This window comes from Rhodopila sp. (assembly GCF_035548095.1).
In the GTDB taxonomy this organism is placed as follows: Bacteria; Pseudomonadota; Alphaproteobacteria; order Acetobacterales; family Acetobacteraceae; genus Rhodopila.
On sequence record NZ_DASZUV010000009.1, the window covers coordinates 1 to 13,480 of the forward strand.

Genomic DNA, 13,480 nt, shown 5'->3' on the forward strand with positions numbered 1-13,480 from the left:
GGGGGGGCACCGCCGGATCAGCGCATCATGTAGCCGGGCATGTAACCCGGCATCGAGGTGAAGCCCGGCACCTGGTTGCCGCGGGAATACATGCACTGCGCATAGGCAAGGTCGTAGCGCTGCTGCAGGCTCAGCTGCGCCTGGTTGGCATTGACGCCACCCAGCGCGGTGCCGCCCAGCGCGCCCGAGGCGGCGCCGATGGCGGCGCCACGGCCGCCGCCGATGGCCGCGCCCAGGCCGGCGCCCAGGGCGGTGCCGATCAGCGCGGTGGCGACCTGGCGGTTGTTGGCGGACTGCGCCCCGCCGGCGACCTGGCCCTCGGCGAACTGCTTGCACACCGCCTGGTCGGTCATGAACACGTCGAACGGCTTGTTCGGAGCGGGCATCACCGCGATCGTCGGACCCATCGGCGTTTCGGCACAGGCGGTCAGCAGCGCGGGCAGCAGCAGGGCGGCGGAAAGGTATCGATAGCGCATCGGTTGCAGTCCTTACCTTAAGTCCGGGCTGGATACTGGCCGCCACTGGACTCTGCAAGCATTGATGTACGGATAATATCCAGGCGGATCATCGCAGCGGTAGCGAAGTCCTTGCGGTAGCGTATGCGGCGGCGGCCTGGCGGGGCCGGTGGGCAGCACCGGTGGATAGGGGCGGGAAGCCGGACGATAGGTCGGTTCGGCGGTGGCCGGTGCCGGAGAGTCGAAGGGATTGTCGCCAAAATAGCCATGCCGGCGCCATGCGCGGCTGGTCCAGGCCGCGGCCTGGTCATCGCCGGACCCGGCCTGGGCCAAGGCGGTGCCGCCCCATGAGCCTGTGGTCAGCAGGAGTGCCAGTGCGGACCGGACGAGCCCGGCGCGAACCGGCTCGGTGCGAGCCAGGGCGATGCGAAGCAGATCGATGCGGGCCAGGATCAGGGGGGCCAGGATCGGGCGGGCCAGGATCAGGCGGGGTAGGATCAGGCGAGAACATCGCCAGCCGCGAGACGCGCGCATGGGGAACCTTGCAGGTAGCGCCGGCGATGGTGACAGTCATCACTTAACGAAGCGTTACCGAAAGCCAGTCCAGCCGGTCACCAGGACCAGGATTCCGCCCCTTGCGAGGTCAGGTGCACGCCGCTGGCGGTGCCGCCGGCATCGTTCAGCGCCCGCACCACCGGGATGCGCCGGTTGGGCGGCACCAGGAACATCATGAACCCGCCGCCGCCGGCGCCGGATACTTTTCCGCCGATCGCGCCATGGGCGAAGGCCGTATCGTACATCGCCTCGATCCGGCCGGTGCTGATGCCGGACGCGGTGCGCTTCTTGGCCACCCAGGACCGGTTCAGCACCTCGGCCATATGCGCGATCTCACCGCGCAGCAGGGCCTGCTTCATCTCCAGCGCGTCGCGCTTCAACTGGTGCAGGCTGTTCAGCACGTCGGGATCGGGCGCCTGGCTGCCGCTGGCGGCCATGCCGCGCTGCTGCTCGACGATGATCGCCTCGGACCGGCGGGAGACGCCGGTGAAGCAGATCACCAGCGAGGTCTCCAGCTCATTCAGGACCGCGGGGGAGACGCGCAGCGGGTTGACGATGACGCGGTCGGCGCCGTGGAACTCGATGAAGTTGGTGCCGCCGAAGGTGGCGGCGTACTGGTCCTGCTTGCCGCCGGCCAGGTTGAGGTCCACCCGCTCGATCTCATAGGCCAGATGGGCGACATCATACGGGCCCAGCGGCGCGCCGAGGCGGGCGGTGAAGGCTTCCACCAGCGCGACCACGAGCGCCGAGGACGACCCCAGGCCGGAGCCGGGCGGCGCGTCGACATAGGAGGTCACGCGCATCGGCGTCAGCCGGCCCTGGCCGTATTGCCCGACCATGCGCTTCACGACGCCGGCGTGTAGGACAAGCCGAGCGTGGTCGAGCGCGTCGAGGCTGGGGGGGAAGCTTTCCTCCAGCTCCATGTCGGGGGCGATGAAATGCACCTTGCCGTCGTCGCAGGGCTCGATGAATGCGTAGGCGTAGCGGTCGATCGTGGTGTTCAGCACCGCGCCGCCGAATTCGTCGCAATAGGGGCTGAGATCGGTGCCGCCGCCGGCCAGTCCCAGCCGAAGGGGAACACGAGCCCTGGTGATGTCCTGACCGGCCGTCACGCGTCACTCCGGAGTGCGGTTGCCGGCGCGCTTATCCAGGATCGGCCCGGCGAATGAAAGAAGATTCCCGCCGGGAAACAGATGGCCCTGGATACCGGCGGCTTCGGCGGCCTGAAGATCGGTGGCCTGGTCGCCGATCATCACGCAGCGGTCCGGCTCGATCTCCCAGGCGCGCATCAGGTCCAGCAGCATGCCGGGTTCCGGCTTCCGCCAGGGATGCGCCTGGCGGTATTCATCGAGCGCCGCCTCCGGGTGATACGGGCAGTAGCGCCAGTCGTCGATCGTGCCGCCGTGACGGCGCGCCTCGTCGGATACCCAGGCCAGCAGCGATTGCACCGCCGCCTCATCGTATCGGCCGCGCGCCACGCCCGACTGGTTGGTGACGATGAAGACATGCCAGCCGGCCCGGGTGGCGTGGCGGACCGTGTCCAGGGCGCCGTCCACCCAGTCGAACCGGTCGCGCGAGCCGACATAGCCGTGGTCGAGGTTCAGCACGCCGTCGCGGTCCAGGAACAGCGCCTTGCGGTGCAGGCGTGACGGAATCTCGGACTGTGCGCGGGCGAAATCGTCCGGTACGCCGATATCCCGAAAATAGCCGGTGCCGACCAGGCCGCGCAGGGCACCCGCGGCGGCCAGGGTCGGCAGGATGTCCGCCTCCAGCGAGCCGACCGGCCGCAGATGGTCCAGCAGCGACCGGCGAAACAGGTAGACGCCGGCGTTGATCGTGCCGGCGGTGCCGGTTGGCCGGCCGGGACCGGCTGCGCCGGGGGCCGGCCGCTCGCGGAATGCGGTGATGCGCTCACCCGCCATCTCCACCACGCCGTAGCGGGCGGCGTCGTCGAGCCGGCGCAGCATCAGCCGGCCGACCACGGTGTCGTCGTCTCGTGCGGCGGCCGCGAGCAGGGATGCCAGATCGCAATCGAACAGGGAATCGCCGTTGCACAGCAGAAACCGCTCATCCAGCCGGTCGCGCGCATGGAATACGGCGCCGCCGGTGCCGGCCCGCACCGGCTCCTCGGACAGCACGATCCTGGTTCGGCGCGGCAGCGCGGCCTGGATATCAGCGGCGGCGCGTTCGACCTCGGCGGACAGGTGGCCGGTCAGCAGCACGAATTCCGACACGCCGAAGCGGACGAATTCGCGCAGCAGCCAGGCCAGGAAGGGGCGGTCGCCGCAAGGCAGCAGCGGTTTCGGCGTGGCCGCGGTCAATGCGCCCAGGCGGGTGCCCAGGCCGCCGACCAGCACGGCGCATTGTCTGACGGTGACGTCCATGCTGTCTCGCCTATGTGTCCGCTGTCTCGGCCGCCGGCTCGCGGCCGGCCAGTACCGTCTCCACCCGGCGGCCGTCCATCTCCAGCACCTCGAACCGCCAGCCGCCGAAGACGATGCGATCCCCCGCCCGCGGCACGCGGCGCAGCAGCGCGAGCAGCAGGCCGGCCAGCGTGTGATAGCTGCCCTCGGCCGGCAGGTCGGGCAGGTCGAGCCGCGCCTTCAGCTCATCCACCGGCGTCATGCCGTCCAGGGTCAGGGTGGTCTCGCCCTCGGGGCCCGGCACGCCTTCCTGGTGCTCCGGCCCCGAGGCATCGCCGACGATCGCCTCCAGCACGTCGGCGGCGGTCACCACGCCCTCGAAACTGCCGTACTCGTCCATCACCAGGGCCAGGCCCAGCGTATCGGATTTCAGCCGTTCCAGCGCATCCAGCGCGGTGACGGTGTCGGGTACGATCATCGGCTGCTTCAGGCTCGCGCCCAGCGACAGCTCCGCGCCGCTCAGGATGCGGTCCAGCAGGTCCTTGGCCTGCACCACCCCGACCACGTTGTCGATCGACCTGTCGCACACCACCAGGCGTGAATACGGCATGGTCTTCAAGGTCGCGGCGATCATTTTCGGCGGCAGCGTGCGGTCGACCCAGGCCAGCTCCGTCCGCGGCGTCATGATCGCCCGGATCGGCTTGTCGGCCAGGCGCAGCACCCGCTCGATGATGTCGCGCTCCTCCACCTCCAGCACGCCGGTCTGGGCGCCCTCGGCCAGCAGCGCCTTCAGCTCCTCCTCGGTGATCGTCTGACGGCTGGCGCCCTGCAGCCGGAACAGCCGCAGCACGAGATCCGAGGACTTGCCCAGCAGCCAGACCACCGGGGCGCTGACGCGGGAAAACCAGATGATCGGATGCGCCGCCCAGGTGGCCATTCCCTCGGGGTTGCGCAGCGCGAGCTGCTTCGGCACCAGCTCCCCCAGCACCAGGGTCAGGAAGGTGGTGACCACCACGACGATGCCCAGCGCCAGGCTTTCCGCATAGGCGCCGATGGCCGGCTCGGTCTCCAGCCAGCGCTGGATATGCGCGGCGATGCGGGCGCCGCCAAAGACGCCGGTCAGCACGCTGATCAGGGTGATGCCGACCTGCACGGTGGGCAGGAAGCGCTGCGGGTCCTCCGACAGGGTCTGCGCCGCCGCCGCGCCGCGCACGCGCTTCCGCGCCAGCACGGCCAGGCGCGCGCGCCGCGCCGACACCAGTGCGAGTTCACTGAGCGAGAACAAGCCGTTCAAGACGATCAGCAACAGGATGATGGCGGCTTCCAGACCGAGTTCCATGGGTCTCCCAACAGGCGGGTGGATGGCAGCGATGAATACCCGGTATCCCCTGCCACCGGTGTCCCTACCACAAGTCGAGGCGGTGATCAGCCAGCGGGAAAGGCCACGACCGCGGAACCCGTACCAGGACCGGATACCGGCCTACAGACCATTGTATTATAATCATTTTCGTGGCGCCGTGGCGCCGTTTAGGCTTTATTAACCTTCGCCTCGTTACTAGCCGGAGATTAACGATGTCTGAACCGTCCGCGCCGCTGTCCCGTTCGCCGACGCCTGGCGGGTCGGCCACGATCATTCCATTCCGGGCCCGGCCAGCCGCCTCGCCATCGCGGCGGGCCGGGTCCGCCCGGGTTGGGTCCGCCCAGGCCGGGTTTGTCCAGGCCGGGTCCGCCCAAGCCAGCGATCCCACGCGGGACCGGCTGGCCAGGGCGCTGGCGACGCTGAACGCCGCGCTGGTCGATCAGCGGCTGGCGATGGCGCAGTGGCGGTCCGCGCTGGCGGAACTGAAAGCCTCCGCCGCCGGTCTTGGCGACACGCTGGTGCATTACCAGGCCAACCTTGCCTCGCTCAGCCAGGGCGTGTCGGCGCTGCGGCTGCAGGCGAAGTCGCTGGCGGCCTGGGCGGACCGGGTGGCGCCGGAACGGAGCTAGGCGCCGCGTCCCGCGCGCCCGCTGACACGCCCTTGTCCCGCGCGTCCGCTGACCCGCCCTTGCCTTCGCGCGCCGAACATGGTGCCTACCGGACCGGACCAATCGGAAAGGGAAACGCCATGTCCGCCGCGGACTCTGCCATCAGGACCATCGGATTCATCGGCCTGGGTGTGATGGGAGAGCCGATGTGTGGCCACCTCGCACGCCGGTCGGGCGTGCCGGTCCTGGCCCATGACCTACGGCCCGACCCGCTGGAGCGCCTGGCGGCGTCCGGCGTCAGGGCGGCCACGATCGAGCAGATCGCGGCGCAGGCGGATGTGATCATCATGTCGCTGCCGGACGGCAAGGCGGTCGATGCCGTCGTCTCGGCGCTGGAGCCGCACCTGCGCGCCGGCCAGTGCGTGGTCGATACCTCCACCTCCTCGGTGGCGCTGACCCGGCGGATCGGCGAACGGCTGGCGGCGAAGGGCGTGATGTACGCCGACGCGCCGGTCGCCCGCACGCGGGAAGCGGCGGCAAAGGGTGAACTCAGCATCATGGTCGGCGCGACGGATGAGACCTTCGCGCGCATCAAGCCGATCCTGGAGACCATGGGCTCCGACGTGTCGCATTGCGGACCGGTGGGCTGTGGCCAGGTGGTGAAGATCCTGAACAACATGCTGGTGTTCCAGCACACCGCCGCGCTGGCCGAGGCGATGGCGATCGGCCGCCGCAACGGCGTGCCGCCCGACATGCTGCTGCCGATCATGGCGCTGGGATCGGGGGACAGCTTCGTGCTGCGCAACCACGGGATGAAGGCGATGCTGCCTGGCGTGTTCCCGGAGCGCGCCTTCTCCACACGCTACGCGATGAAGGACTTGTCCTATGCGCTGGAGATGGCGGCGGATTCCGGCCTGGACATGCCGGGGGCGAAACTGACGATGGAGCGGCTGAAGCAGGCCGAGGCGGCCGGCTACGGCGAGAACTACCACCCGGTGATGCTGAAAGTCATCGATCCACAATGAACCGGTTCCCCGACGCCGCCGCGTGGCGGCAGGCCTGTGCCCAGGATGCGACATTGCACGCCTGGGAAGGCGCCTGGTCCGTCTGCTTCGCGATCACCGCCGGGGCGGACAGCACCGTTTTCCATGTGGCCGACGGCAAGGTGCGTCCCGATGCTGGGACGGTCCCCGCCTTTACCCTGGCCGCGCCGGCCGAGGTCTGGGCGAAATTCCTGGAGCCGACCCCGCCGCGGCACCATCACGGCATCTTCGCGATGCACTATCGCGTGCCGGATTTTGCCATCCAGGGCGACCAGTTGGCGTTCATGCAGCACGCCCATGTCGTGCGGCGGGTCCTGGAGATCGGCAAGTGGCTGGCGCTGGGCTACAAGGGACCGGCCCCGGCCAGCCTGGCCCCGCGCGAAGGCATGCGGCCGATCCCCAAGGTGACCGGCGGCTATGTCCCGGTGACGATCGGCCACACCACCTATCAGGTCTATTACGAGACCGCCGGGCAGGGGCGCGACGTGCTGTGCATGCACACCGCCGGCGCCGACGCTCGGCAGTTCCACGGGCTGATGGCCGATCCCGAGGTCACCAGCCGCAACCGCCTCGTCGCCTTCGACCTGCCCTGGCACGGCAAGTCGCCGCCGCCGGAAGGCGCCATTCCGGGCTCCTGGCGGCTCAATACCGACCTGTATGTCGACCTGATCATGGGGTTCGCCGCCGCCGCCGGCCTGGACAAGCCGATCGCGCTGGGGGCCTCCATGTCCGGCGAAATCTGCCTGGAACTCGCCTACCGTCATCCGGAGGCGTTCAGCGGCATCATCGCCTGCGAGGCCTGCGAGAAGATCGAGCGCCGGCAGACCGCCTGGGCGGCGCATCCGCAGGTGAACCAGTCCTTCTTCGTGCCGGAATGGATCCGGGCACTGAGCGCGCCGCAGAGTCCGGCCGAGTATCAGGAAGCGATCGCCTGGCACTATGGCCAGGGAGGGCCGGCAGTGTTCTTCGGCGATATCGCCTTCTACTCGGGGGACTGGGACGCGCGGGACCGGGTCGGCAGGATCGACACCAACCGGTGCCGGCTGTTCATGCTGACCGGGGAATATGATTATTCCTGCACGGTGGAGGCGTCCCGCGCGACGGCAGCAAAAATTCCCGGCGCGGTCTTCAAGCCGATGCCGGGGATCGGCCATTTCCCGTTCGCCGAGAACCCGACATTGTTCGCGGAGTACCTGGTGCCGATCCTGCGCGAACTGGGCTGACGGGCACCAGGCAGACGGGCACCAGGCAGACGGGCACCAGGCTGGCGGACATCGGGTTGACGGGCACCGGGTTGACGGACGGGCGCCGCGGCCGGACGCTGCGGCGAACCGTCACCTGCCTTTCGGAAGGACCAAGCATGAATGTCGCAACCTTTCCCGCCGCGCTGGCGGGGATATCGCCCGAGGAATGGCGGATTCGGTGCGATCTGGCGGCGTTGTACCGCCTGGTCGCGCACCATCGCTGGACCGACTTCATCTACACCCATATCAGCGCCCGCCTGCCGGGCCCCGACCATCACTTCCTGATCAACAAGTACGGCGTGAATTTCCATGAAATGCGCGCTTCGGACCTGGTGAAGATCGACCTGCACGGCAACGTCGTCGAGGCCGGGGACATCTCCACCCGCCGCGTCAACGCCGCCGGCTTCACCATCCATTCCGCCATCCACATGGCGCGGCCGGACCTGGTTTGCGTGGTGCACACCCACACCGCCGCCGGCATTGCGGTGTCGGCGCAGAAGGACGGGTTGCTGCCGCTGTCGCAGCATGCCTGCAAGTTCTACGGCCGCATCGCCTATCATGGCTACGAAGGCATCGCGCTCGATCTGGAGGAGCGGGAACGGCTGGTCGCCGATCTGGGCCGGCACAAGGCGATGATCCTGCGCAATCACGGGCTGCTGGTCGGCGGCACCTCGATCGCCGAGGCGTTCCACATGATCTACATGCTGGAGCGCGCCTGTGCCGCCCAGGTGGCGGCGCTGTCCGGCGGGCGGGAGGTCATCCTGCCGCCGCACGAGGTCTGCGCCCACGCGGCCGAACAGTTCCGGCAAGGCGAGAATGATGAGCACTATGCCATGGTCTGGGACGCGGCACTGCGGCTGATCGAGGACGGGAAGCCGGATTTCCGGAGCTGAGGCCGGGAGTTGAGGCCAGGAGCGAGGGCCGGGAGCGGGGCAAAGCCGGCAGCACCGCGGTGCTGCCGAGCCGCGCCTGACGCCTCGGCCGGTTCTGAAGCAGGAGACAGTGCCCTTGCCCACCACCGTCATCCGCAACGCCGCGATGGTCGTCGGCTGGGACGTCTCGGCGGGCACCCATCGTTACATCGTTGACGCGGATGTGGTCTTCGACGGCGGCGTGCTGACATTCGTCGGCCGCGACTACGCCGGCCCCGCCGATACCGTCATCGACGGTGCCGGCATGATGGCGATGCCGGGCCTGGTCAACATCCACGCCCACCCGTCCAGCGAGCCGATGAACAAGGGGCTGATCGACGAAATCGGCAGTCCCGGCTTCTACAATTCCTCCCTCTACGAGTACCTGCCGATCTTCCGCGCGGATGCCGAGGCAGTGCCGCACTGCGTCCGCGTCGCGCTGTCGGAACTGCTGTTGTCCGGCGTCACCACGCTGGCCGACCTGTCGATGGCGCATCCAGGCTGGCTCGACCTGCTGGCCGAGGCCGGCATGCGAGTCTGTGTGGCGCCGATGTTTCGTTCCGCAAGGTGGTATACGAGGAACGGGCACCTGGTTGAATATGAATGGAACGAGGCCGCCGGCGAGAAGGCGATGGCCGAGGCCCTGTCGCTGATCGACCGGGCGGAGCAGCATCCCAGCGGCCGGTTGTTCGGCATGGTGGTCCCCGCGCAGATCGACACCTGCTCCGAGGGGCTGCTGCGCGACAGCCGAACCGAGGCGAGGGCGCGTGGCCTGTCCTGGCAAATCCATGCCGCGCAATCCGTCAGCGAATTCCACGAGATCACCCGCCGCCACGGTTGCACACCGATCGGCTGGCTGGAGCATCTGGGCCTGTTGTCGGACCGCTCGATCATTGGCCACGGCATCTTCCTGGATGACCATCCCTCGACCCCCTGGCATACCAGGCGTGACCTGGCCGTGCTGGCGGATACCGGCACCACGGTCGCGCATTGCCCCACCGTGTTTGCCCGCCGCGGCATCACCTTGAAGGATTTCGGCCGCTACCAGCGGGCCGGCGTCAATATGGGCGTCGGGACAGACACGTATCCGCACAACATGCTGGATGAGCTGCGGCTGGTCTCCTACCTGGCGCGCACCCAGGCCAACGATCCGCGCACGATGAACAGCACCGACCTGTTCAACGCCGCCACGATCGGCGGCGCCAAGGCGCTGGGGCGCGAGGATATCGGCCGCCTGGCGCCGGGATGCCGGGCCGACATCGTGCTGGTGGACATGACGCACCCGATGATGCGGCCGACCCACGATCCGCTGCGCAGCCTGATCTATGCCGCCGGCGACCGCGCCATCCGCACCGTGCTCGTCGACGGACAGGCGGTCGTCGAGGACGGCAAGGTCCTCACCATCGACTACCCGGCCGCCGCTGCGTCCCTGCATGAGGCCCAGGCTCGGACCAAGGCCGCGGTGCCGGGGCTGGACTGGGCACATCGCTCCGCCGAGATGATTTCACCGCTAACCTTTCCGGCCGGGTAAAGTCCGCCATCGCCCAGGATGTTCTCCATCGACACCGGTTCCCGCCGAGGCCGGTTCCCGCCAACGCCGGTTCCCATTGGGGTCGACCCCTGCCGGGAGCTTTCCCGTTACGGCAGTTCCCGGCAGGCCGTTACCGGTCAGGGGGCAGCTTTCAGGAATGCGAGGGTGGCACGGTCATGCACGCCATGCCGCGGGCGGACAGGCGGCTACAGGCATCGGCGGCGCCGCTCTGGCTCAGCCCGGTCAGCCGCGCCCGGAACGCAACCTGCGTGCCCAGCGGCGAGGTTGCCGGCAGTTCGACATTCGCGTGGTTCAGCAGGTCGGGGGCGGCGGCCCGAGCGGATTGGGCGGCGGCCTCGGCGGAGGACAGGGTGGAGAAGGCGCCGACCTGGATGCCCCAGTTCCCGGCGGTGCCGGCCTTCACCGCAACGGCCGGGTTGTACGACGCGTGCTGCGTCATCATTTCCTGAATCGGACGGCGCATGCCGGCGCCTGACGGAGCGGATGCCCGCAGGAAACCGGATGGCGGAGGCGCGTAGCGTTGTGACGGGGCCACCGGCTGTGCCGCCATGACCGGCGGCGGGGCGGCAAGGCCCGCGGCGATGACCGGCGCCCGGGTGACGTCCGCCGGCTCTGTGGTGTCGACCGCGGCCTGCGCGACGGCCACCGGCGCCGGCTGGCATTTGCGCGTCGGGTCATAGGCGGCGTCCGGGTCGCATCCGGTGGCGGCGGCGGGCGGTCCGGGCACATATGGCGTGGCGACCAGGGACGCGAGTTGCACGCGCGCGGGCTGGCACTTGGTGGTGGGGTCGTAGGCGGCATCGGGGTCGCAGCCGGTGACCGAGGCCGGCGGTCCAGGCTTGAACCGCGCCGGGGCCGGAGCGGTGACGGCGGCGACCTGCATCACCGGCGCCTTGCATGGACGCGATGGATCATAGGCCGCATCCGGGTCGCAGACGCCTGGTGTCGATCGTGGTGCCGCATAGGCATAGCGCGTCGCATAGCCGCCGCTGCCGGCATAGGCGGCGAGCGGGCCCGTCATCAGCTCCGGCGATCCGAGTTGCGGTGCGATGGCGGCCACGTATTGCACCGTTTCCTCGGGCAGCGGCGTGCCGTTGTTCAGGTAGCGGTCCACGCGCCGGGGACCCGCGTTATACGCGGCCAGGAAGGCGGGGGCGCCATACTGGTCGTACATCTCCTTCAGGTAGGCGGTGCCGGCCAGGATATTGTTGTGCGGGTCGAATGGATCCGCGCCCAGGTCGTACCGCGCCCGCAGCTCGTTGTACGTGTCCGGCATCACCTGCATCAGACCCATCGCGCCGGCCCAGGAAATGACGTCCTGCTGGCCGCCGGATTCCTGGCGCATCACTTTGCGGATCCACAGCTCTGGGAAGTTGAAGCGGGCCGACGCCTCCTTGATGTAGGGCCCCCACGGATCCGAGGGCGGACCGGGCGGGGGATAATACTGGTGGGGGCTGTACCGGGCCTGGCGGCCGGTCTGGCTGCTGCAGGCGGCGAGCAGGCCAAGCACGGCCGCGCCGGCCGCGATTGACGCCTGCCGCCTTGCCCGGCGGGCCGTCTGATCAAACGCCTTCCTCACACGACGCATGCCGCCGTACCCAACACTGTCCAGGGTCACGCACTATCACAACAGTGCACCGGAGTGCATTGGAACAACTTGCGTTTAATCGATTCTGCCGGCCGGGTGTGGCGAAAGCGGTACGCCATGTGTCGACTTTATGGCTTGATGATGCGGCCGATCACGGATCAACTCACGATCCAATGGGGTCCGCGACCCAATGGGACTCGACCCAAGCGGGCTCACCTCCAAGCGGGCTCACTTCCAGGCGGGTGGTGGCGCAGGCTTGCGGCGACGGCGTCCAGAAGAACCATTGCGGGAGAGGTCGTTCATGGAGTCTGCCGGTTCACCCGGAAGCGAGCCCGGCGCGAGGGCGAGATCGTGGATCGACCGCGTCTGGTCCACGGTGGCCGATCGCGGCCGGTCCTACACCGGCATCATGCCGCCCAAGGCTACCGAATCCCGCCTCGACCGCACCCAGGGCCTGGCGCAAGCGCTGTTGTCGCAGCGCGGCGAGGCCGCCGGCGCCGCCGTCGCGCGGGAATTGCTGCAGAGCCTGCAGGCCCTTTCGGCCGCCGAGAAGCTGCGTTTCTTCCAGTACCTGGCAGCCAACTTCCTGCCCGATGAGGCGGCGCTGCGGCAGGCCGCGGAGGCCTGGCTTGCCGATCCGACCGCGCTGACCGCCGCGGCGCTCGGCGATGCCGCCGAACCGGCTCGTCAGGAGCTGCTGCGGCGCATGAACATGGCGCCCGGCGGGACCAGCGCGCTGGTGGCCATGCGCAAGGAGGTCCTCGGCCATCTGCGCGATGAACCGGGGCTTGGCCCGCTCGATGCCGATCTGCGGCACCTGTTTGCCTCCTGGTTCAATCGCGGCTTCCTGGAATTGCGCCGCATCGACTGGCAGACGCCGGCGGCGGTGCTGGAGAAGCTGATCGCCTATGAGGCGGTGCATGAAATCGCCGGCTGGGACGATCTGCGGCGCCGGCTTGCCTCGGATCGCCGCTGTTTCGGGTTCTTCCACCCCGCGCTGCCGGGTGAGCCGCTGATCTTCGTGGAAGTGGCGCTGACCACCGGCCTGGCATCCTCGATCCAGCCGCTGCTGCAGGCGGTATCGGACGAGGCCACCGCGAAGGCCCAGGAAAATGCCGCGGATACCGCGATCTTCTATTCCATTTCCAACTGCCAGGACGGGCTGCGGGGCGTGTCGTTCGGCAACTTCCTGATCAAGCAGGTGGTCGAGGAATTGAAGGCGGAGCTCCCGCTCGTCCGGCAGTTCTCGACCTTGTCGCCGGTCCCCGGCTTTCGCCGATGGCTGTCGCGCCAGACCGAGGATGTGCTGTCGAAGCCGGAGCGGCAGGCATTGCAGGCGGCAACCGGGTCCGAGGACGTCGCCACGCTGACGCGGCAGGACAATTGGTGGACCGACGAAACGGTCTCGGCCGCCCTGCGCGGCCCGTTGACGCGGCTATGCGCCACGTACCTCGCCACGAAGGGACCGCGCGGCGGGCCCGTCGATCCGGTGGCGCGCTTCCATCTTGGCAACGGCGCCCAGCTCGAACGGATCAACTGGCTGGGCAACACCGCCGGACGCGGCATCGACGAGTCCTTTGGGATCATGGTCAACTACCTCTATGACCCCGAGCGTATCGAGGCGAACCACGAAGCGTTCGTGCGCGGCGCGATCGTGCGTTCGGCTGCGGTCGACGCGATGATGGTGCTCCCTCCGCCGCCGCCGGCCAAGGAAAGCAGCGGCAGGCGGCGTATCCGAAAGAGTTGACCAGGGCTGGACCGGCCAGGGCTGGATTGGCCAGGGCTGGATTGGCCAGGGCTG

General features: G+C 68.8%; 12 protein-coding genes. 6 read left to right on the top strand and 6 right to left on the bottom strand.

What is annotated here, in order from left to right:
* Window positions 1-17 precede the first annotated feature (17 nt).
* From VHC04_RS09115 to VHC04_RS09135, 5 genes are all read right to left on the bottom strand, one after another.
* A complete protein-coding gene (locus VHC04_RS09115; protein WP_325680283.1) occupies window positions 18-476 on the bottom strand; it encodes a YMGG-like glycine zipper-containing protein in 459 nt (152 codons plus the stop codon).
* Window positions 477-488: 12 nt separating this feature from the next.
* Complete coding sequence (locus VHC04_RS09120) at window positions 489-989, bottom strand: hypothetical protein (RefSeq protein ID WP_325680285.1); 501 nt, start codon at window positions 987-989, stop codon at window positions 489-491.
* Between the two features lie 77 nt (window positions 990-1,066).
* Window positions 1,067-2,122, bottom strand: coding sequence for a hypothetical protein (locus tag VHC04_RS09125; RefSeq protein ID WP_325680287.1), 1,056 nt, complete (start codon window positions 2,120-2,122; stop codon window positions 1,067-1,069).
* A gap of 3 nt (window positions 2,123-2,125) precedes the next feature.
* Window positions 2,126-3,394 (bottom strand): HAD-IIIA family hydrolase, encoded by a 1,269-nt coding sequence (locus VHC04_RS09130; RefSeq protein WP_325680289.1) that lies wholly within the window; start codon window positions 3,392-3,394, stop codon window positions 2,126-2,128.
* Between the two features lie 10 nt (window positions 3,395-3,404).
* Complete coding sequence (locus tag VHC04_RS09135; RefSeq protein ID WP_325680291.1) at window positions 3,405-4,712, bottom strand: hemolysin family protein; 1,308 nt, start codon at window positions 4,710-4,712, stop codon at window positions 3,405-3,407.
* A gap of 233 nt (window positions 4,713-4,945) precedes the next feature.
* Between VHC04_RS09135 and VHC04_RS09140 the strand changes: the two genes are divergently transcribed.
* The 5 genes from VHC04_RS09140 to VHC04_RS09160 all read left to right on the top strand — a co-directional run bounded on the left by VHC04_RS09140 (window position 4,946) and on the right by VHC04_RS09160 (window position 10,070).
* The gene (locus tag VHC04_RS09140; protein ID WP_325680293.1) at window positions 4,946-5,362 is read left to right on the top strand and encodes a hypothetical protein; all 417 of its coding nucleotides are present in this window, start codon (window positions 4,946-4,948) and stop codon (window positions 5,360-5,362) included.
* Between the two features lie 59 nt (window positions 5,363-5,421).
* Entirely contained in the window at window positions 5,422-6,366 is a 945-nt protein-coding gene (locus tag VHC04_RS09145) for an NAD(P)-dependent oxidoreductase (RefSeq protein WP_325680295.1), read from the top strand.
* The gene (locus VHC04_RS09150) at window positions 6,363-7,607 is read left to right on the top strand and encodes an alpha/beta fold hydrolase (protein WP_325680297.1); all 1,245 of its coding nucleotides are present in this window, start codon (window positions 6,363-6,365) and stop codon (window positions 7,605-7,607) included. The genes VHC04_RS09145 and VHC04_RS09150 overlap by 4 nt, the downstream gene beginning before the upstream one ends.
* Before the next feature lie 137 nt (window positions 7,608-7,744).
* Window positions 7,745-8,521: a class II aldolase/adducin family protein gene (locus VHC04_RS09155; protein WP_325680299.1), complete on the top strand. Its 777-nt coding sequence runs from the start codon at window positions 7,745-7,747 to the stop codon at window positions 8,519-8,521.
* A 115-nt stretch (window positions 8,522-8,636) separates the two neighbouring features.
* Window positions 8,637-10,070, top strand: coding sequence for an amidohydrolase family protein (locus VHC04_RS09160; protein ID WP_325680301.1), 1,434 nt, complete (start codon window positions 8,637-8,639; stop codon window positions 10,068-10,070).
* A 151-nt stretch (window positions 10,071-10,221) separates the two neighbouring features.
* Here VHC04_RS09160 and VHC04_RS09165 read toward each other — a convergent pair whose 3' ends face one another.
* Complete coding sequence (locus VHC04_RS09165) at window positions 10,222-11,679, bottom strand: lytic transglycosylase domain-containing protein (protein ID WP_325680303.1); 1,458 nt, start codon at window positions 11,677-11,679, stop codon at window positions 10,222-10,224.
* A 301-nt stretch (window positions 11,680-11,980) separates the two neighbouring features.
* Here VHC04_RS09165 and VHC04_RS09170 point away from each other — a divergent pair, with 301 nt between their 5' ends.
* Window positions 11,981-13,426 carry a malonyl-CoA decarboxylase gene (locus VHC04_RS09170; RefSeq protein ID WP_325680305.1) on the top strand — a complete coding sequence of 482 codons (1,446 nt, stop codon included), beginning with the start codon at window positions 11,981-11,983 and terminating at the stop codon, window positions 13,424-13,426.
* The last annotated feature ends 54 nt before the right edge of the window (window positions 13,427-13,480 follow it).